This is a genomic window from Pseudomonas sp. C9 (assembly GCF_002000165.1).
Classification (GTDB): Bacteria; Pseudomonadota; Gammaproteobacteria; order Pseudomonadales; family Pseudomonadaceae; genus Aquipseudomonas.
The window spans coordinates 733,408-751,874 of sequence record NZ_MPAK01000001.1; the positions used below are offsets into that span (position 1 = coordinate 733,408).

Sequence of the window (18,467 nt, forward strand, 5' to 3'; positions counted from 1 at the left end):
CCTCGCCACAGCATGTTCAGGCAGTGGATAAGAGGTTTTTTCCAGACAACGAAAAAAACGGCGACTGCTGTACAGTCGCCGCCAAAAGCCGATGTTTTTGACACCGACCGAGAACCGCACAGCGCTGAGGAGTCAAACGCAATGCGGCCCTGCCATAAAACGGATTCAGACCGGGCTCAGAACCCCCAGCGCAGCAACAGCAGCACCAGGACAACGAGGAACACCGTCTCCCCTATCATCAGGAGGATGGGCTTGATGCCGACGGCGGCCAGCTCCTTGAGCTGAGTCTTCATGCCCAGGGCACTGATGGACACCACCAGGCACCAGCGCGACAGTTCATTGACCGTGCCTTGCACGGCTGGGACCACCCAGCCTGTGCTGTTGATGCAAGCCAGCAGCAGAAAACCGACGGCGAACCACGGCAGCAGAGGCGGTCGCTTGCCTCCGGTTTCGACGCCCTGCATGCGCGTTACCATGGCCGCACAGACGATCACCGGCAGGAGCATCGCAACCCGCATCAGCTTGACCACCGTGGCCGTATCGCCCGTTTCGGTCGACATGCTGTAACCGGCACCAACCACCTGGGCCACATCGTGGATGGTGGCGCCGAGGAAAATACCCGCCATTTGCGGTGACAATGAAAACCAGTTGGCAATCATTGGATAAACAATCATTGCCATGGTCGACAGGGCCGACACACCAATGACGGTAAACAGTGTGGCGCGTTCCTTCTGCGGATGATTGGGCAAAGCCGCCGCCAGCGCCAACGCAGCCGAAGCGCCGCAAATCGCCGTCGCGCCACCGGTGAGCATGCCGAACAAACGCTGGAACCCCAGCAGCTTGGCCGCGATCACCGAAACGCCAATGGTCACCACCACCAGAGTCACCACCAGCGCTACAGGCTTCCAGCCCAGCCCGGCAATCTGCTCAAGGGTAATGCGCATACCCAGCAGGGCCACGCCGATGCGCAACACGGTGCGCGCGGTAAATTCGATACCCGCTTTGCACACGCCTTCACCGGCGAGGAAATTCAGCGCCATGCCTAGCAGCAAGGCAAACAGCATCACCGGTGCACCGTAGTGCTCGGACAAAAACGAAGCGGCTGCCGCCACGATCAGACTAACGATAAACCCCGGGGCCAGTTCGCGTGTTCGGCTATGGATACGGGTGAGAGCGATGGCGCTCATGGCGCGGACTCCTCAGAAACGATGACGATAAAAGCCTGGCCGTCGATGACTTCGACCGGGTAGTTGTTGACCTTGAGCGCGGTGGAATTAAGCAGGTAGCCACTGCGCAGATCGAAGCGCAGGCCATGGGCACAGCATTGGATCACCCGGCCATCCAGACGCCCGCCACACAGCGAGGCGCCCTGATGCGGGCAACTGTCATCGATGGCAAACAACTCGCCCTCGACGTTGAATAACGCCAGGCTTTTGCTATCGAATTCGAACAGCGCACGACCACCCGCCTGCGGCAGTTTTCCCGCAGGTACGGGGACACGAATGGTCATGACGGTGACCGCTCGCGCTGGCTTTCGTGCAAGGCGTCGATCATGGCGCCAAGCAGTGCTTCGGGCGGCTGCGCGCCGACCATGGTTATCCGGCGGTCGAACTGAAAGCTCGGCACACCGCTGGAGCCCCCCACTTCATTACCGACAAAGGGACCGGATTCGTCTTGCAGGTAATTCTTTACCGCGTCAGCGTCGTAACCACACGACTGGGCGATAGCGATCAAGGTCTCGCGGCAACCCAGGTCTTCGCCGTTCTGGAAGTACGCGGCGAACAGACGTTCAAGCAACAGATCGCGCTGGGCCCTGCTCCCCCGTGTGTTGGCATGCGCCAGCAGACGATGGGCATCTGCCGTGTTGGGCATCGTGGCAATGCGACCCAAATCGATCGCCACCCCTACCGAGTTCGCGGCCTGTTTCACCTGGGCCTGACGCATCGCTACGGCTTCGGCACTGCCCAGACGGTTGAGGTAGAACTGTGCGAACGGCTCACCCTGTACCGGCAGATGAGGCAGCAACTGCACCCCATGCCATACGGTGGTAATCAGCACGTCGGGGTGCTGCAAGCGCAGCAGCTCCTGTGCGCGTTCCAGTTGGCGCTTTCCGATCAAACACCATGGGCAGATGAAATCGAAAAACACATCTATACGTAAACGACCACTCACACCTTCACCTCTAACACCGCTTTGTTACTCACTGAATCGTTGACCTGTTCACCCGCCAACCGGGCAATGTCTTTTTGGTAATGGCACTTGGCAAAAAAGAACACGGCCGCTGCCGCGATGCTCACCAGCGGCACCAACTGGAACGCCCCCTGCAAGCCGATCATGTCGGACACCTTGCCGGTGATGAACGGCCCCGGCGCCAGGCCGAGCAAGTTGTTGGCCAGCGTCAGCGTGGCAAACGCCGTACCGTGGACCGAGTAATGGGTCAGGTTGGCTACCATCGCACCGGCAGGCCCGGTCGTACCGGCAGCAATCAACATGCCCAGGCAAATCAACAGCAGTTGCGCAGGCCCCGGCGGCAAGGCGAATGCCGCGGACAACAGCAGGCAACTGCCCAGGCAATAGGCGATGGCCAGCGCGACCTTGCGCTCCGCCGACTGGCGGCACATGCGATCGCTGAGCATGCCGCACAGGATCATCCCGGCGCCGCTGCACAGGACAATAATTGCCGCCATGCCGCCAGCCTTGTCGGTCGGCATGTCGTAGTAACGGTTGAGGTAGCTGGGCATCCATACGATTACGGTGCCGCCGACGAACAGCTGCAAGCCACTGCCGATGTAAGCCGCAATCACCGAAGGGCTGGAACACAACGTGCGCAGAGGACGCTTGACCACCGCGCTGACTTTTTTGCCGGCTTGTACGGCACGCTGGGGGGCGATGCGCGCTTCCTTGACGATGATCGGGTAAAGCACCGCCAGCAGCAGACCAAACAAGGCCATGCCGGCAAACGACCAGCGCCAGCCCAGCTTGGCCGCAATAGCGCCGCCCAAAGCCATGCCCAACACCGAACCGAACATACCGCCCGCCATAAAGGCACTGGCCAGCGTTGCGCGCATGTGTTTCGGAAACACCGAAATCACCACGGCAATACCGACGCTGCCATAGGCGGCCTCACCTACACCCACCATGAAGCGGGCGATAAACATTTGCTGGTAGTCCTGCGCCAACGCGCAACCCAGCGTGGCGATACTCCACAACAGCGCCATCAGCGCCAGACTTTTAACGCGTCCGAAGCGGTCAGCCATCAACGACAAAGGAAAGGTCAGCAGGCCGACCATCAAGGCAACAATGCCGCTGAGCAAACCGAGCTGGCCGTCAGTCAAGGCCCACTCGCCCTTGAGCATCGGGAATACTGCGTTCAGCACTTGGCGTGACATGTAATCGGAAATCAACAAGCCGAACGTCAGTGCGAAGACGATCCAGGCATATTTGCGCGCAACGCCGACACCACTGGTGTCGTCATCGCCATCGGCGATTGGGTGAAAGGCCATGCAGCCTCCTCGAAACTTTCTATTATTTTTGTTATCGAGCGTATTTCACTGCAGCGAGCGGGAGGCCAAGGCCCCCCGCTCCCGCTGTCGGTCAGCCGCGTTGCGGCACACCTTTTTGCCCAGCCTTGCGGTTGGGGGCCATGCCGTTGGCCAACAGGGTTTCTTCGATAGTGTCGTACTTCACGCCGATGCGATAAATCTCACGGGCTTCTTTGCCGGTAGCGATTTCGCGACCCAGCTCATGAGCGATGCGCACGGTTTGCTTGATCTGTGCGACCGAACCAAAACGCTCGCCCTTGTGATCAATGATAGTGTCTTCGTTGCCAACGCGCGGATGCATGCCCATGGCCATCGCCATGGTATTGAACGGCAGCACGTTCTTGAGCAGCGACTCGGATGTCAGGGTGCAGCCGTCCGGTACGCGGTGGATGAAGTTGAAGAAGTTGAACGGATTAGGACCGTCGAAACCGCCGCCGATGCCGATCCAGGTCAGGTTCAATGGACCTTTGTAAAGGCCCTTGCGCACCAGACGCTGCAGCGTTTCCAAAGCGTGCATGCCGGTCAGCTGGAAGTGCGGCTGGATGTCATTGTCCATCAGACGCTTAAGGTGCTCGATAACCCAGGCCGGGCCGGCCGGCACGGTCATTTCGCTGTAGGCAGCCTGATAGGCAGGGTTGGCCAGGGAAGTACCTTCCAGGTATTCCGGGTACAGCAATTCCATGATGTTCATCTGGGTGGTGTTGATCGCCACCGTGACCTGATCCGGTTTTGGCGTCAGCTCGGCCAGCATGTGACGGGTATCGTCAGACAGCCATTTGGCGGCTTCGCCATCACTTTCAGGGGCGAACGAAATCGAACCGCCGACCTGGATGATCATGTCCGGCACCGCTTCGCGTACGCCGGCAATCAATTCGTTGAACTTGGACAGACGCTTGGAGCCCTTGCCGTCCAGTTCACGCACGTGCAGGTGCAGAACCGTGGCACCGGCTTCGTAGCACTCGACCGCTTTCTGGACTTGTTCGTCCATGGTCAGCGGGATGTCTTCCGGGAAGTCTTCCGGCATCCACTCAGGGCCGTACGGGGCCACGGTGATGACCACTTTTTCCATGTTTTCCGGGTGCAGCGAATCGTCGAGAAATTGCATGAGTAACTCCAGTTTTTATGATTGTCCGCCTGCCGGTCATGCCTGGCAGGCGTATCTACAAATATGAATGTGGGTCTTCGATCAGAACGTCTTGTCACCGATAATCCCGGCGCGTTCCATCTTGCGATGGCACGGCGGGTAATCCATGACGGCGTAATGCTGGGTACTGCGGTTGTCCCAGATGGCGATGCTGTTCGGCTTCCAGCGCCAGCGCACTTGATACTCAGGGATGTACGCCTGGCTGATCAGGTAGCGCAGCAGCTCGCCGGCGCCAGGGTTGGCGTCCTGGCCAAAGCGCACCCTCTCAGGGGTGTGGTAGTTGCTGAAGTGAGTGGTGAAGGCGTTGACGAACAGCACCTTCTCCCCGGTTTCCGGGTGAGTGCGCACCACCGGGTGCTCGGCATCCGGGTACATCGCCTTGAGCGCCAGACGCTTTTCGATCGGCATGGCCGCACCAAAGCTCGCCTCGATGCTGTGCCGGGCACGCAGGTCGGCGATCTTCAGCTTCACGTCTTCCGGCAAGTTCTCATAGGCCACGACCATGTTGGCCCACATGGTGTCGCCGCCAACCGGCGGGCACTCCACGCAGCGCAGCACGCAACCCAGCGGCGGTGCCTCGCGCCAGGTGGCGTCGGTGTGCCAGGCGTTTTCGTAGCGGTCCATTGGCTGGTCCGGATTTTTGTAGATGCGCACCAGCCCCGGATGATCCGGGTCGCTGCCGGCCACCGGGTGATCTTCCAGCTCGCCGAAACGACGGGCGAAGGCCACGTGTTCGGCACGGCTGATGTCCTGATCGCGCAGGAACACCACCCGATGCTTCAGCAACTGGGCACGAATCTCGGCAAAAAGACCGTCGTCGTGCACCGCGTCAGCGAGGTTGACGCCGATCAGTTCGGCGCCGATGTTGCAGCTCAATTGTTCGACTTTCATGGCTGGCAACTCCTTAAATGACGAAAATCGAAGAGCCGGTGGTCTTGCGTGACTCCAGGTCGCGATGGGCCTGGACGGCATCTTGCAAGGCGTAGTGCTGGTTGATCTCGATCTTGATCCGACCGCTGCCAACGTGGTCGAACAATTCGCCGGCCAGCTCGGCTTTTTCCGCCGGGTCGGCGATGTAGTCGGCCAGGGCCGGGCGCGTCATGTACAGCGAGCCTTTCATCGCCAGCAGCGCTGGATTGAACGGCGGAATCGGACCGGATGCAGTCCCGACACACACCATCAGGCCACGACGTTTGAGCGAGTCGAGCGAGCCCTCGAAGGTGTTCTTGCCAACGCTGTCGAACACCACGTTGACGCCCACGCCGTCGGTCAATTCACGAACGCGTGCGGCGACGTCTTCATGGCTGTAATTGATCACATGGTCGCAACCGTGGGTCTTGGCGATTTCGCCTTTGACGTCGGTGGACACGGTGCCAATGACATTCAGGCCGAGCAGCTTGGCCCACTGCGAAACGATCAGGCCGACACCGCCAGCGGCGGCGTGCAGCAAAATGCTGTCACCGGGTTTGAAGTCGTAGATGCGGCGCATCAGGTACGACGACGTCAGGCCGCGCATGGTCATGGCGGCGGCTGTTTCGAAGCTGATGGTTTCCGGCAACTTGATCAGCGGTGCAGCCGCGATCAGGCGCTCGGTGCTGTAAGCCCCCAAGGTGTTGAGAAAACCGGTGTACGTGACACGATCCCCGACTTGAACATTGGTCACGCCTTCCCCGACGGCCTGGACCACACCGGAAGCTTCAACCCCCATGCCGTTGGGCATAGGAATCGGGTAGGTGCCATTGCGGAAGTAGGTGTCGGCATAGTTCAGGCCAACGGCTACATGACGGAGACGAACCTGGCCTGGACCAGGATCGCCGACTTCGACCTCTTCATAACGAAGGACTTCGGGACCACCGGTTTCGTAAAAGCGAACGGCTTTGGCCATGATTTCTTATTCTCCAATCTGCAATGTTGGCTTGTGCGTCGAATTGCGCTGATTGGACTGTAGGATGACGCCTGATGAACCGCTTCTCATCAGACGACAATGGCTTTTCATTTCATGACAGAGGGGTCGGTGGGGGTTCGCCTATTGCGGCTCTTCGGGCGCGATGGGCTCTGGGTCCACCGCCTTGTCGGTGACGATGGGCAGCTCAATGCCCCAATCGCCATGCAGGTACCAATCGTCACCGATCATCTCGGCCGGATGCATCGTGCGGTCAGCACCATTGCCGCAGGCCAGAGCGGTCGCCGCACAATAACGGTCGCACCCCCAGCAAATACGTTCGGGATGTTTTGGGCTGATGGGAAAGGGCTTGGCCATGGCGGTACCCGCATGATCGAAGGGTAGGTATGTAACCTACCGCGCCCGGCCTCAACCGCCCTTGATGCAGGTCAATTACGCTCGGTCACCCTGCCCTTTTTACTCGTGCGTGCGCTGGCATCGCCCGGACTATTGCTACGAAAATTGACCATAATCATTATTATTCTCACTCAGGTTTTCTAGACTCGGGCTCTCACTTCTCAGCCCTTCTGGAAACCCTCATGCGTACCTCCCTCGCGCTGTCCTTTTCCCTGCTGTTGCTCGCCCCCCAAGCCCACGCCAAGGAATACCCGATTGGCGAACCCCAGCTGTGCCCGGGGCTGGAAGTCGGCGCGGTGTACTTGCAACCGATCGAAATGGCGCCTGCCGGCATGATGCGCGCGACCGCTGATTCCGACATCCACCTGGAAGCCGATATCCGCGCCACGGCCGACAATCGCCAGGGCTTTCAGGAAGGCAGTTTCGTGCCCTACCTGAACGTGGCTTTCAGTCTGCAAAAACAGGGCAGCGAGCCACCGATCACTGGCGATTTTCACGCCATGGTCGCCAACGACGGCCCGCACTATGGTGACAATGTGAAGTTGCAAGGCCCTGGCAAATACCGGCTGACCTTTACCCTTCTGCCTCCCGGCGGACATGGCTCCCTGGGTCGTCATACCGACAAGGAAACCGGCGTCGAACCCTGGTTCGAACAGTGTGCGCTGCACTACGAATTCATCTATGCCGGGATCGGAAAAAAAGGTGGTTATTGAATGAGCCGCCACACACACCAGAAGCCTGAACCGAGGCGCCCGGGCCCGGTTCATCGACGCCTGGCCGGGTTGATTCTGGCCTGCTCGGTCATGCCGCTCATGGCTCAGGCCCAACTACCCAGCATCGAGTTGAGCCTGCGTGACGGGCACTTCATCCCCGCCCTGCTGGAAGTGCCGGCCGGACAACGTTTCAAGATCATCCTGAAGAACATCGGTGAAGGGCCGGCGGAGTTCGAAAGCACGCCACTGCGGGTCGAGAAGGTGCTGTCACCGGGAGTGACGACGTTCGTTGTCATTCACCCCCTCAAGCCCGGCAGTTACCCGTTCTTCGACGACTTCAATCCGCAGTTGCCCGAAGGCGCCATTCTCGCGAAATAGTTGGCTCAGCCACGGAGTGTCCATGAATCAATCAATGTTCATCGTCTGGCGTGAAAGTGTCGAAGCGCTACTGGTGATCGGCATCCTCCAGGCCTGGGCCAGCCAGCAAATACAAGCCCGTCGCCTGACCCGCTACGTGTGGGCGGGCGTCACCCTGGGGTTGATGCTCTCGGGCCTGCTGGCATTGCTGATTCTGTTTGCCGGTGACGCCATGAGCGGTTCTGCCAACGAGTGGTTCCAGGCTTCCCTGGCGCTGGTGGCCAGTGCGCTGATGGTGCAAATGGTCGGCTGGATGCACCGCAATGCACGCACGCTCAAGGCAGACCTGCACCATCGGGCCGACAGCCAACTGGCCCGTCAGGGAGGCGTGGGGCTGATGCTCCTGGCCATGCTCGCCGTCAGCCGCGAAGGCAGCGAAACCGTGGTTTTTCTGTACGGTGCCGGTGCCCGCCTGCAAGGTCCGGCGCTGGGTCTGTTTGCCGTCGGCGCAGGCGCCGGGCTGGCGCTGTCGGGGCTCACCATCGGGTTGCTGCACAGCACGCGTCGACTCATTTCGTGGCGACGGTTCTTTGCCGTCAGCGAAGTCGTTTTGCTGCTGCTCGGTGCAGCGTTACTGGTCAGCGGCACCGAGCGAATCGGCGGCCAGTTGCAGGCCATGGATTTGCCGGACTGGGCCTATGGGCTGATCGGCGAAGCGCTGTGGGACAGTCGCTCAGTGCTCAATGACAGCCGTGGCCTGGGCAGTTTCCTGGCCAGCCTGACCGGTTACCGCGCAGCCCCCAGCGGCCTGACGGTGCTGGTGTTGAGCGGTTATTGGCTGGCGGTCGGCAGCTGGTTGCACCAACGCACCGCGAAGGCCGTCCCATGCCCGGGCTGAGTCGGCACAATCGCTGGTTGCAGCGCCTGGGCGATGGCATGCGGCGCCACGCCAAGGTGATTCGCGCGGTGCAGTGGCTGGTTGTTCTGTTCTATGCGGTACTGCTGGTGCTGCCGGCGCTATTGCCGACACCGGACAGCCACGCCCGGATCATCAACAACCTGACCCTGCTCGCACAGTTTTTGTTCTGGGGTCTCTGGTGGCCGTTCGTGCTGCTGTCGATGGTGCTGTTCGGCCGGGTTTGGTGCGGTGTGTTGTGCCCGGAAGGTTCATTGAGCGAGTGGGCCAGCCAGTACGGCAAAGGCTTGGGCGTGCCGCGCTGGGTGCGCTGGGGCGGCTGGCCAACCCTGGCGTTCTGCCTGACCACCCTCTACGGGCAACTGATCAGCGTGTATGACTACGCCCAGGCCGCCCTGCTGATTTTGGGTGGTTCAACGGTCGCCGCCGTCGGTGTCGGCCTGCTGTTTGCCAGGGGCAAACGAGTCTGGTGTCGTTACCTGTGCCCGGTCAGCGGCGTCTTTTCCCTGCTTGCACGCCTGGCCCCGGTGCACTTTCAAGTCGATGAACAGCGCTGGAAAGACAACGCCGGCCCTCGCCTTCCCCCACCCAATTGCGCGCCCTTGCTGGACATCCGTCGCCTGCAGGGCGCCAGCGACTGTCATGCCTGCGGACGTTGCAGCGGGCAACGTGACGCAGTGCAATTGATCGCCCGTTCCAGCCATCATGAAATCCTCCACGCGACCGCACGCACCCTGTCGCCGTGGGATGCGCGTTTGTTGCTGTTCGGCGTGATCGGGCTGGCGATGGGGGCGTTTCAATGGACCGTCAGCCCCTGGTTCATCGCCCTCAAGCAGTCCCTCGCGCAATGGCTGATCGGGCACGACCTGCTCTGGCCCTTGCAGGACAACGCACCCTGGTGGCTGTTGACCCACTACCCCACACTCAATGACAGTTTCAGCTGGCTCGACGGTTTCAGCATCGTCCTGTACCTGACGGCCAGCGCCCTGGTGTTGGGGGGTGGTTTGCTGATCCTGCTGCGGGCGGCGGCTCGTCTGGCCGGTGACCCGGCGCTGTACTTGCCCTTGAGCCTGACACTCACGCCCTTGGGCGCGGCCGGACTGTTTCTCGGGTTGTCGGCAACCACCGTGAAGTTGTTGCGCTATGAAGGCTTGCTGCTGGAATGGGTACAACCGGCCAGGGCCTGTTTACTGCTGGGCGCCATCGGTTGGAGTCTGTTCCTGGGCTGGAAACGCATGGCCCGCCAGGGCATTACCCTGCCTCGACGCGGCGGCGCAGGTGTTTGCCTGCTGCTGGCAAACGCATGGGTGGGGTTTGGCTGGTGGTTGCAATTCTGGGGCTGGAACTGAGGCCCCTCCAGATCGTTCCCACGCTCTGCGTGGGAATGCCTCAAGGGACGCTCTGCGTCCAGTGACGCGGAGCGTCACGGGCTGCATTCCCACGCAGAGCGTGGGAACGATCACTAACCGCGCAACACGAACTCCGGAAACAGCTCACGCAGGGCCGCCCACAATTCAACCTGATCAAACTGCAATGAAACACTCGACAGGCGCGGATCGAGCATTCGTTCGGTCCGGACCAATTGCACGGCAAAACGCTTGACCCCGCGCTCGCTCAAACGTCGGGCGAGGGTCAACAGCCGGGTGGGAGAGAGCAAGTGCCAATGCACCGTGGTGCGACACTCATAGTCGACGCCACTGGCCAGCAGATGCTCCAGGCTTTTCCAGTTGGCCACGCCACTGCCCCGGACACCGGTGACCGCCAGGCAATCCTCGGCCAGCGCCTTGACGTCAAAACCGACCCAATCAGCACCGGCCACAGCCCTGGCAAACGCGTCCGGCTTGATCCCGGCACTGTGCAGGCCGATACGAAACCCCATCGCGCGCACGGTATCCATGGCCGCCAGCAATCCATCCTGCAACGTGGGTTCGCCACCGCTGAACACCACGGCATCGAGCAGGTCCTCACGGCGCTGCAGGAACGCCAACACCCGGCTCCACTCCACCTCTTCGCTGCCGCGAGGCGGGATCAATTGCGGGTTATGGCAGTAACGACAACGCCAGGCACAACCCTGGCAGAACAATACGCAGGCCAGCATGCCCGGATAGTCGAGCGTGGTCAGGGGCACCATGCCCCCGACCCTGAGCGTTCGACTCATTGGCGATCGGCCGAGGCCGCGCATTCGGTGAAGTGGACTCGCTCGCGGTGCTCGGACTGTTTACCCGGATTGAACGCCGAGACCGGGCGGTGATAGCCCATCACACGGGTCCAGACTTCACAACGTTGACGTTGGGCTTGGGGCAATGTGTGCAGTGCATTCATGGTGTAGCTCCTTGCGGTTGAGTGAAACGAAATCAATGGGTCGTGCTCAAGTGTTGCTTGCGCAACAAGGCTTCGTCGCATTTGGGGCAGAACTCGTGTTCGCCATCGAGGTAGCCGTGGACCGGGCAAATGGAGAACGTCGGGGTCACCGTCAGGTACGGCAGGCGGAAGCGCCCGAGCGCTTTACGCACCAATTGCTTACAGGCCTTGGCCGAGGAAATCCGCTCGGCCATGTACAAGTGCAACACCGTGCCGCCGGTGTATTTGCATTGCAGTTCATCCTGCAACTCCAGGGCTTCGAAGGGGTCGTCGGTAAAGCCCGCCGGCAGTTGCGAGGAGTTGGTGTAATACGGCGCCTCGCGGCTGCCGGCCTGGAGAATGTCGGGGTAACGCTTGAGGTCTTCCTTGGCAAACCGGTAAGTGGTGCCTTCGGCCGGGGTCGCTTCGAGGTTGTAGAGATGGCCGGTTTCTTCCTGGAAACGCACCAGGGTCGCGCGCACATGGTCCAGCAGCTGCAAGGCAAACGTGCGCCCCTGCTCGGTGTGCATGCCCTGCTCGTCACCGCTGAAGTTGCGCAGCATTTCATGCAGGCCATTAAGGCCGATGGTGGAAAAGTGATTGCGCAGGGTTCCCAGGTAGCGCTTGGTGTAAGGGTACAAACCGGCGTCCATATGGTGCTGGATCACCTTGCGCTTGACCTCCAGGCTCTCCATCGCCAGCTCCATCAACCTGTCCAGCCGCTGCAGCAAGGCGCTGGCGTTGCCTTTGAACAGGTAACCCAGGCGTGCGCAATTGATGGTCACCACGCCCAGCGATCCGGTTTGCTCGGCCGAGCCGAACAGGCCACCGCCGCGCTTGAGCAATTCGCGGACATCCAGTTGCAAACGACAACACATCGATCGTACTTGATTGGGCTGCATGTCCGAATTGAGGAAGTTCTGGAAATACGGCAGCCCGTAACGGGCGGTCATCTCGAACAGTCGGTCAGCGTTTTCGCTGTCCCAGGGAAAATCATGGGTGATGTTGTAGGTCGGGATCGGAAAGGTGAACACCCTTCCCTTGGCGTCACCCGCCTGCATCACCTCGATGTAGGCGCGGTTGAGCAAGTCCATTTCCACCTGCAGGTCACCGTAGGCAAAGGGCATTTCTTCACCGCCGATCACCGGGATCTGCTCGCGCAAATCTTCCGGGCACACCCAGTCAAACGTCAGGTTGGTAAAGGGCGTCTGGGTGCCCCAGCGCGAGGGCACGTTCAGGTTGTAGATGAACTCCTGAATCGCCTGTCTCACTTGTTGAAAGCTCAACCCGTCCTTGCGCACGTAGGGCGCCAGGTAGGTGTCGAACGAACTGAACGCCTGGGCGCCGGCCCATTCGTTTTGCAGGGTGCCCAGGAAATTCACCATCTGCCCCAAGGCACTGCTCAAGTGCTTCGGCGGACCGGCTTCGACCCGCCCGGGCACGCCATTAAGGCCTTCGTGCAACAGCGTGCGCAGCGACCAGCCCGCGCAGTAACCGGCCAACATATCGAGGTCGTGCACATGCAGATCCGCCTCGCGGTGGGCCTGGCCGATGGCCTCGTTGTACACCTCGTCCAGCCAGTAATTGGCGGTGACCTTGCCCGACACATTGAGCACCAGCCCACCCAGTGAATACCCCTGGTTGGCGTTGGCTTGCACCCGCCAATCCTCACGGTCCAGGTACTCGTTCATCGAAGTTGCCACCTCGACCATCGTCTTGCGATCACGGCGCAGACGGCCGTGCTGCTCGCGATAGACGATGTAGGCGCGCATGGCGAAGAAAAAACCGGCGTCCATCAACACCCGTTCAACCCGATCCTGGATCTGCTCGACATGCAGTCGAGCCTGTCCTTCCAGCTGGGCCAGTACCGCCTTGAGCAGCCCCTCGGCTTCGACCTCGGTGTATTCGCCCGTGGCCTTGCCCGCGGCAATCAACGCCTGGCGGATCTTGTCCGCATCGAAGGCAACCAGACTGCCATCGCGTTTGTGCAGCCGGTTGCGTCCTACACTGATCAGCGTGCTATGCATTGGAACTCCAGACACTACATATAGGTTTTAATTGGCTTGAAAACACAATATGCAGTGCAGGCTACGGACAATGGACGTTCCTGCAATTGACCGACATCAAGAATCACCGGCAAAAAAAATCGCCCGAAGGCGATTGATTAAAACCGTTGCCTGGCGGTTCGTTTCACCCTCCGCTCATGTTCATGAATCGCACCAACTGCACCGTCCCTTCGGGGTTGAAATCGTGACGCAGCGGCTTGTGGCGCAAGGCCTGTTGCACCGCGTTGATCAAGGGCTGATCGTCCAGCGGATAGCGGCGCAACAAGCCGCGCAAATCCAGCGCATCGTCCTGTCCCAGGCACAGCAGCAGCCGCCCTTCAACGGTCATTCGCACCCGGTTGCAGGTGCCACAGAAGTTGTGGCTGTTGGGCGAGATAAAACCGATCCGGGTGTCGGGATGCTGTGCCAGGCGCACATACCGCGCCGGGCCACCGCTGTTTTCCGTGCTGTCGAGCAACGGATGACGGCTGGCGATCAGCGCCCGGACCTCGTCGCTGGAACAGAACGACTCGCCCCGGGCACGGCCGACATCGCCCAACGGCATTTCCTCGATGAAACTGATATCGATGCGCTGATCAATGGCGTATTGCACCAGTGGCAGCACTTCATCGAAGTTGCGTCCTTTCATCACCACGCAGTTGAGCTTGACCCGCTCGAACCCCGCACCACAGGCCGCCTCAATGCCAGCAAGGACCTGATCGAGATCGCCGTTGCGGGTGATCGCGAGAAACTTTTGCGGGTCCAGGCTATCGAGGCTGATGTTCATCCGTTTGACGCCGGCCTCTACCAGCGGCCGGGCCAAACGTTGCAGTTGTGAACCATTGCTGGTCATCACCAGCTCGCGCAAACCCGGCAAGGCGGCAATGTGGCGGCAGAGGTCGACGATGCCGGGGCGAATCAACGGTTCGCCCCCTGTCAGGCGGATCTTGCGCACACCCAGGCCGACGAACAGCGTCGCCAGGCGCTGCAACTCCTCCAGGGTGAGCACCTGCTGGCGCGGCAGAAACGTCATGTTTTTAGCCATGCAATACACACAGCGAAAATCACAACGGTCCGTCACCGACATCCGCAAATAGTCGATCTGCCGTCCAAACCCATCCTGCATCAGCGTGCCCATCACATTCCCCTTGATCACACACTCACTGCACCAGCGGCGAGTCGGCGCCCTGTAAGTGAATACCGCGAATATCTGCCGCACCGATCAGGGTTTGCAGGTACTGCACCAGCGCCTTTTGCCAGACACCCTGTTGCAACTGGGTGCGGATCGCCGTCGAGACCACTTCATAGGGCAAGGCCTTGCCTTCGATCCGCTGATCGACGCTGACGACGTGCCAGCCAAACCGGCTTTCCAATGGCTTGCTGGCCAAACCCGGGGCCAGGGTGAACAACTGCCGCTCCAGTTCCGGCACCGTCTGGCCTTTGCTGATCTGCCCCAGCGACCCGCCCTGGGCTTTCGACGGGCAGGCCGAGTATTTCTGCGCCAGCTCGGCGAAACTGCCCGGCAAATCCGCCAGGCGTTGCAGCAGGAGTTCAGCCTGAACGTGCGCCAGGCTGCGCGCCTCGGCATCGTCCGGCGCGCATTCGAGCAGGATGTGCCGCACCGCCAGCAACGGTGCACTGTGAAAGCGGGCACGGTTGCTGTCGTAGTAACGCTGACAGGTGGCCTCGTCACACTCGGGCACCTGCACCTCGCGCTCAAGCAACAAACGCGTGGCGGCCTCCTCTTCGTTTTCGCCAGCACCCAACTCCAGTGACAAGTCGAGCTCGGCGATGCGCTGCTGCAGCAATTCGCGGATCACCAGTGCCCGGGCGGCGTGGTACACCGCCTCTTCACGGCTGGGCGCCGGATGATATTGCAGCTCCCGGGCCATGGCCTCCGGGGTAATCGACACCTCGTTGACGCTGATGATCGGCCATTCCTGCTCACTGCTGGCGATCAGTTGCGCAGGGGCTTCGTCAGCCTGCGCGGGTTCTGGGTGTGGTGGTTCAAACATCACCGCCCCACCCTCCTCGATTTCGGGCATCACCGGTTCCGCGGGGCGTGAAGAACCACAACCGCCGCTGCCACCGTTACCGCCGCCACATCCACATCCACCTGACATGATTGCCTCCTCAGATTTTCTGCCGAACGATTTGATAGCGACGTCCCAGGTACCAGACCGGCGCACTGATGATGTGTACCAGACGGGTGAACGGGAACAGCACGAACAGGGTCAGGCCGAGCAGCACGTGCAGCTTGTAGACCAGGCCAACCGGTGCCATCGCCGTCGCGGCTTCCACCGGACGCAAGAGCACGGTGTTCTGTGCCCAGTCCGCGAGCATCACCATCACCGAGCCGTCCATGTGTTCAGTGGACGCCACGATGGTCAGCAAGCCGAGCACCAACTGCGCCAGCAGCACCAGCAACACCAGGATGTCCGAGGTGCTGGACGTGGCGCGCACGCGCGGGTCGCTCAGGCGCCGTTTCACCAGCATCAGCAAACCGACCAGGCACAACAGGCCGAAAAAGCCGCCGGAGACCATCGCCAGCAATTGCTTGTGCTCGGTGCTGATCACATGGTGATAGACCGACGCCGGGGTCAGCAGGCCGACGAAGTGTCCGGCCAGCACAAACAGCACACCGATGTGGAAAAAATTGCTCGCCACGCGCATCCCGCGATTGTTCAGCATCTGGCTGGAACCAGCCTTCCAGGTGTACTGCGAGAGATCGAAGCGTGCCCAACTGCCCAGCAGACAGATCGCCAGCGCGACATAGGGATAAACCCCGAACAACAACAGGTTCCACTTAGACATTGCGTACCTCCGCGGCGGGCACGCTGGCCACGCCTTCATGCTGAAAATCGACCCAGTGCAGCGGTACCGCGCTTTCTTCCCGGGCCTTGCCCGGCGCACTTGGCTGCGAGCCACAACGGTCCTGCTGTTCGGCCTGGAGGAAGTCCACCGCCTCCTCTTCCCACACCTTGTCCAGCGCCTCCAGCGAGTCATCCCTGGATTCGGCGGCGACCTGCGCACGCAATTGCGCGACCGCCTCCTGCGGTTCGGCGCCGGCAATTTGCAGCAGTGCCCGGAAGCAACTGGCGTACGCGCTTTCGCGCTCCTCCAGACGGGCCGCCAGCAACGCTAACAGGTGTGAAACATCGGCCAACCCTTCGCGGGCTTCGAGGTCGTCACGGGTGGACAGGAACTCCAGGTACAGCGGGATGTAGTCCGGCAGCTCTTTGACGCCGATGGCAAAACCGGCGGCTTCGTACTGCGCCATCATGTCGACCATCGCCTGGCCACGGTCGCGGGACTCACCGTGGACATGCTCGAACAGCAGCAGTGACAGCGAGCGACCGCGACCGAACAAGGCACCGTAGTGCTCCTGTCCGTCCATGAGGTCGTTGCCGCAAATCAGCTCCAGCAACTCGAACAACGCCCCCCGTTGCCGAGGGCTGATTTCCCGTGACTGGTGGATGGCCTGCTCCAGTTCATCGCGACCGAAAACCAGGCTTTGGGTCGGGTAATCGAGCAGCAACGAAATAACCTTGAGAATGCGCATGCTCATTCCTCCCACAACTGCACGGTTTTCAGGATGTCGCGGCGGTTGGCCTTCTTCGCCCCGAACATGTTGGTGTCGGAACTGCCGCTGCAACCGCTGCCGAAACTGAAGCCGCAACCGGAACGCTCGGCGAACGCGTCGCTCATGGCGTCTTCCCGGTGTGCGCTAGGCACCACAAAACGGTCTTCATAGTTGGCGATCGCCAGGTAGCGGTACATCTCCTCGACCTGATTCACGCTCAGCCCGACATCCTTGAGCACTTGCAGGTCCTGAACCCCGTCCACCTGTTCGGAGCGCTTGTAGGCACGCATCGCCAGCATGCGTTTGAGCGCACGCTTGACCGGTCTGACATCACCGGCAGTCAGCATGTTGGCCAGGTAACGCAGGGGAATGCGCAGGCTGTCGACATCCGGGATGACGCCGTTCATGCCCACGGTGCCGGCGGCCGCCGCGTTCTGGATCGGCGACAGTGGCGGTACATACCAGACCATTGGCAGGGTGCGGTATTCAGGGTGCAATGGCAGCGCGAGCTTCCAGTCCACGGCCATTTTGTAGACCGGCGAACGCTGCGCCGAGTCGATCACCGACTGCGGCACACCGTCGGCCAGTGCCTGGCGAATCACGGCCGGGTCGTTAGGGTCGAGGAAGATCTCCAGCTGCTTCTCGTAGAGGTCCTGCTCATTGGCGGTGCTGGCCACTTCGCTGATGCGGTCGGCGTCATACAACAGCACACCGAGGTAACGGATGCGCCCGACACAGGTTTCCGCGCAGACCGTCGGCATCCCGGCTTCAATACGCGGGTAGCAGAAAATGCACTTCTCGGACTTGCCGCTTTTCCAGTTGAAATAGATCTTCTTGTACGGGCAGCCACTGATGCACATCCGCCAGCCGCGGCACTTCTCCTGGTCGATCAGGACAATCCCGTCTTCCTCACGCTTGTAGATCGCCCCGCTCGGGCAGGACGCCGCGCACGCCGGGTTCAGGCAGTGCTCACACAGGCGCGGCAAATACATCATGAAAGTGTTTTCGTATTCGCCGTAAATGTCCGCCTGGATCTTGTCGAAGTTCTTGTCCTTGCGCCGCTTGGCAAACTCGGTGCCGAGGATTTCCTCCCAGTTCGGGCCCCATTCGATTTTCTCCATGCGCTTGCCGGAAACCAGCGAACGCGGGCGTGCGGTGGGCTGGTGCTCACCCAGCGGCGCGGTGTGCAAGTGCTGATAATCGAAGTCGAAGGGTTCGTAATAGTCGTCGAGACTCGGCAGGTCCGGGTTGGCAAAAATATTCGCCAACACGCGGAATTTGCCGCCGATGCGCGGGTTTATCGTGCCGTTGGCATTACGAACCCAGCCGCCCTTCCACTTGTCCTGGTTTTCCCATTCTTTCGGGTAGCCGATGCCGGGTTTGCTTTCAACGTTGTTGAACCAGGCGTATTCCATGCCTTCACGGCTGGTCCAGACGTTCTTGCAGGTGATCGAGCACGTGTGGCACCCGATGCATTTGTCGAGGTTCAGCACCATGCCGATTTGTGAACGAATTTTCATGACAACTC

Annotated in this window: 20 protein-coding genes; 4 read left to right on the top strand and 16 right to left on the bottom strand. The window is 60.8% G+C overall.

The features are described from left to right. Positions 1–176: 176 nt before the first annotated feature. From BMS17_RS03365 to BMS17_RS03400, 8 genes are all read right to left on the bottom strand, one after another. Positions 177–1,187 carry a YeiH family protein gene (locus tag BMS17_RS03365; RefSeq protein WP_046028040.1) on the bottom strand — a complete coding sequence of 337 codons (1,011 nt, stop codon included), beginning with the start codon at positions 1,185–1,187 and terminating at the stop codon, positions 177–179. Continuing rightward, complete coding sequence (locus BMS17_RS03370; protein WP_046028042.1) at positions 1,184–1,510, bottom strand: Rieske 2Fe-2S domain-containing protein; 327 nt, start codon at positions 1,508–1,510, stop codon at positions 1,184–1,186. The genes BMS17_RS03365 and BMS17_RS03370 overlap by 4 nt, the downstream gene beginning before the upstream one ends. After that, the gene (locus BMS17_RS03375) at positions 1,507–2,172 is read right to left on the bottom strand and encodes a DsbA family oxidoreductase (RefSeq protein WP_046028044.1); all 666 of its coding nucleotides are present in this window, start codon (positions 2,170–2,172) and stop codon (positions 1,507–1,509) included. Before BMS17_RS03375 ends, BMS17_RS03370 begins: the two co-directional genes overlap by 4 nt. Beyond that, on the bottom strand, positions 2,169–3,503 hold the full coding sequence (locus BMS17_RS03380) for an MFS transporter (protein WP_077430418.1): 1,335 nt from the start codon (positions 3,501–3,503) through the stop codon (positions 2,169–2,171). Before BMS17_RS03380 ends, BMS17_RS03375 begins: the two co-directional genes overlap by 4 nt. Positions 3,504–3,594: 91 nt before the next feature. Continuing rightward, the gene (locus BMS17_RS03385; RefSeq protein WP_046028046.1) at positions 3,595–4,647 is read right to left on the bottom strand and encodes a 3-keto-5-aminohexanoate cleavage protein; all 1,053 of its coding nucleotides are present in this window, start codon (positions 4,645–4,647) and stop codon (positions 3,595–3,597) included. An 81-nt stretch (positions 4,648–4,728) separates the two neighbouring features. After that, on the bottom strand, positions 4,729–5,577 hold the full coding sequence (locus BMS17_RS03390) for a TauD/TfdA family dioxygenase (protein ID WP_077430419.1): 849 nt from the start codon (positions 5,575–5,577) through the stop codon (positions 4,729–4,731). Between the two features lie 13 nt (positions 5,578–5,590). After that, complete coding sequence (locus tag BMS17_RS03395) at positions 5,591–6,571, bottom strand: quinone oxidoreductase (RefSeq protein WP_046028049.1); 981 nt, start codon at positions 6,569–6,571, stop codon at positions 5,591–5,593. Positions 6,572–6,712: 141 nt separating this feature from the next. Continuing rightward, the gene (locus BMS17_RS03400; RefSeq protein WP_046028050.1) at positions 6,713–6,946 is read right to left on the bottom strand and encodes a DUF3079 domain-containing protein; all 234 of its coding nucleotides are present in this window, start codon (positions 6,944–6,946) and stop codon (positions 6,713–6,715) included. A gap of 221 nt (positions 6,947–7,167) precedes the next feature. Here BMS17_RS03400 and BMS17_RS03405 point away from each other — a divergent pair, with 221 nt between their 5' ends. From BMS17_RS03405 to BMS17_RS03420, 4 genes are read left to right on the top strand one after another with little or no spacing between them, the layout of a single operon-like run. Further along, entirely contained in the window at positions 7,168–7,698 is a 531-nt protein-coding gene (locus BMS17_RS03405) for an iron transporter (protein WP_046028051.1), read from the top strand. Next, entirely contained in the window at positions 7,699–8,076 is a 378-nt protein-coding gene (locus tag BMS17_RS03410; protein ID WP_046028052.1) for a cupredoxin domain-containing protein, read from the top strand. It begins immediately after the preceding gene. Positions 8,077–8,098: 22 nt separating this feature from the next. Next, positions 8,099–8,953, top strand: a complete 855-nt coding sequence (locus BMS17_RS03415; protein WP_077430420.1) for an FTR1 family protein — start codon at positions 8,099–8,101, stop codon at positions 8,951–8,953. Then, positions 8,941–10,320: a 4Fe-4S binding protein gene (locus BMS17_RS03420; RefSeq protein ID WP_077430421.1), complete on the top strand. Its 1,380-nt coding sequence runs from the start codon at positions 8,941–8,943 to the stop codon at positions 10,318–10,320. Before BMS17_RS03415 ends, BMS17_RS03420 begins: the two co-directional genes overlap by 13 nt. A 113-nt stretch (positions 10,321–10,433) precedes the next feature. On the opposite strand, the gene BMS17_RS03425 is transcribed toward BMS17_RS03420, so the two are convergent. The 8 genes from BMS17_RS03425 to narH all read right to left on the bottom strand — a co-directional run bounded on the left by BMS17_RS03425 (position 10,434) and on the right by narH (position 18,459). Then, entirely contained in the window at positions 10,434–11,129 is a 696-nt protein-coding gene (locus tag BMS17_RS03425; protein WP_305879762.1) for an anaerobic ribonucleoside-triphosphate reductase activating protein, read from the bottom strand. Then, complete coding sequence (gene nrdD / locus BMS17_RS03430) at positions 11,126–11,293, bottom strand: anaerobic ribonucleoside-triphosphate reductase (RefSeq protein WP_046028058.1); 168 nt, start codon at positions 11,291–11,293, stop codon at positions 11,126–11,128. Before nrdD ends, BMS17_RS03425 begins: the two co-directional genes overlap by 4 nt. Positions 11,294–11,325: 32 nt before the next feature. Next, a complete protein-coding gene (locus tag BMS17_RS03435; RefSeq protein ID WP_046028059.1) occupies positions 11,326–13,338 on the bottom strand; it encodes a ribonucleoside triphosphate reductase in 2,013 nt (670 codons plus the stop codon). Positions 13,339–13,501: 163 nt separating this feature from the next. After that, positions 13,502–14,494 carry a GTP 3',8-cyclase MoaA gene (gene moaA / locus BMS17_RS03440; RefSeq protein WP_077430423.1) on the bottom strand — a complete coding sequence of 331 codons (993 nt, stop codon included), beginning with the start codon at positions 14,492–14,494 and terminating at the stop codon, positions 13,502–13,504. 22 nt (positions 14,495–14,516) lie between these two features. Continuing rightward, positions 14,517–15,479, bottom strand: a complete 963-nt coding sequence (locus BMS17_RS03445) for a peptidylprolyl isomerase (RefSeq protein WP_046028061.1) — start codon at positions 15,477–15,479, stop codon at positions 14,517–14,519. A gap of 10 nt (positions 15,480–15,489) precedes the next feature. Further along, positions 15,490–16,170: a respiratory nitrate reductase subunit gamma gene (narI, locus tag BMS17_RS03450; RefSeq protein ID WP_046028062.1), complete on the bottom strand. Its 681-nt coding sequence runs from the start codon at positions 16,168–16,170 to the stop codon at positions 15,490–15,492. Then, the gene (gene narJ / locus BMS17_RS03455) at positions 16,163–16,918 is read right to left on the bottom strand and encodes a nitrate reductase molybdenum cofactor assembly chaperone (RefSeq protein ID WP_046028063.1); all 756 of its coding nucleotides are present in this window, start codon (positions 16,916–16,918) and stop codon (positions 16,163–16,165) included. Before narJ ends, narI begins: the two co-directional genes overlap by 8 nt. A gap of 2 nt (positions 16,919–16,920) precedes the next feature. Continuing rightward, positions 16,921–18,459 carry a nitrate reductase subunit beta gene (narH, locus tag BMS17_RS03460; protein ID WP_077430424.1) on the bottom strand — a complete coding sequence of 513 codons (1,539 nt, stop codon included), beginning with the start codon at positions 18,457–18,459 and terminating at the stop codon, positions 16,921–16,923. Positions 18,460–18,467 lie beyond the last annotated feature (8 nt).

Excerpts from the sequence above, each read along its gene's own strand:
- BMS17_RS03365 (WP_046028040.1), bottom strand. The coding sequence starts at position 1,187 with ATGAGCGCCATCGCTCTCACCCGTATCCATAGCCGAACACGCGAACTG.
- BMS17_RS03370 (WP_046028042.1), bottom strand. The coding sequence starts at position 1,510 with ATGACCATTCGTGTCCCCGTACCTGCGGGAAAACTGCCGCAGGCGGGT.
- BMS17_RS03380 (WP_077430418.1), bottom strand. The coding sequence starts at position 3,503 with ATGGCCTTTCACCCAATCGCCGATGGCGATGACGACACCAGTGGTGTC.
- BMS17_RS03385 (WP_046028046.1), bottom strand. The coding sequence starts at position 4,647 with ATGCAATTTCTCGACGATTCGCTGCACCCGGAAAACATGGAAAAAGTG.
- BMS17_RS03390 (WP_077430419.1), bottom strand. The coding sequence starts at position 5,577 with ATGAAAGTCGAACAATTGAGCTGCAACATCGGCGCCGAACTGATCGGC.
- BMS17_RS03395 (WP_046028049.1), bottom strand. The coding sequence starts at position 6,571 with ATGGCCAAAGCCGTTCGCTTTTACGAAACCGGTGGTCCCGAAGTCCTT.
- BMS17_RS03400 (WP_046028050.1), bottom strand. The coding sequence starts at position 6,946 with ATGGCCAAGCCCTTTCCCATCAGCCCAAAACATCCCGAACGTATTTGC.
- BMS17_RS03405 (WP_046028051.1), top strand. The coding sequence starts at position 7,168 with ATGCGTACCTCCCTCGCGCTGTCCTTTTCCCTGCTGTTGCTCGCCCCC.
- BMS17_RS03410 (WP_046028052.1), top strand. The coding sequence starts at position 7,699 with ATGAGCCGCCACACACACCAGAAGCCTGAACCGAGGCGCCCGGGCCCG.
- BMS17_RS03415 (WP_077430420.1), top strand. The coding sequence starts at position 8,099 with ATGAATCAATCAATGTTCATCGTCTGGCGTGAAAGTGTCGAAGCGCTA.
- BMS17_RS03420 (WP_077430421.1), top strand. The coding sequence starts at position 8,941 with ATGCCCGGGCTGAGTCGGCACAATCGCTGGTTGCAGCGCCTGGGCGAT.
- BMS17_RS03425 (WP_305879762.1), bottom strand. The coding sequence starts at position 11,129 with ATGAGTCGAACGCTCAGGGTCGGGGGCATGGTGCCCCTGACCACGCTC.
- nrdD (WP_046028058.1), bottom strand. The coding sequence starts at position 11,293 with ATGAATGCACTGCACACATTGCCCCAAGCCCAACGTCAACGTTGTGAA.
- BMS17_RS03435 (WP_046028059.1), bottom strand. The coding sequence starts at position 13,338 with ATGCATAGCACGCTGATCAGTGTAGGACGCAACCGGCTGCACAAACGC.
- moaA (WP_077430423.1), bottom strand. The coding sequence starts at position 14,494 with ATGGGCACGCTGATGCAGGATGGGTTTGGACGGCAGATCGACTATTTG.
- BMS17_RS03445 (WP_046028061.1), bottom strand. The coding sequence starts at position 15,479 with ATGTCAGGTGGATGTGGATGTGGCGGCGGTAACGGTGGCAGCGGCGGT.
- narI (WP_046028062.1), bottom strand. The coding sequence starts at position 16,170 with ATGTCTAAGTGGAACCTGTTGTTGTTCGGGGTTTATCCCTATGTCGCG.
- narJ (WP_046028063.1), bottom strand. The coding sequence starts at position 16,918 with ATGCGCATTCTCAAGGTTATTTCGTTGCTGCTCGATTACCCGACCCAA.
- narH (WP_077430424.1), bottom strand. The coding sequence starts at position 18,459 with ATGAAAATTCGTTCACAAATCGGCATGGTGCTGAACCTCGACAAATGC.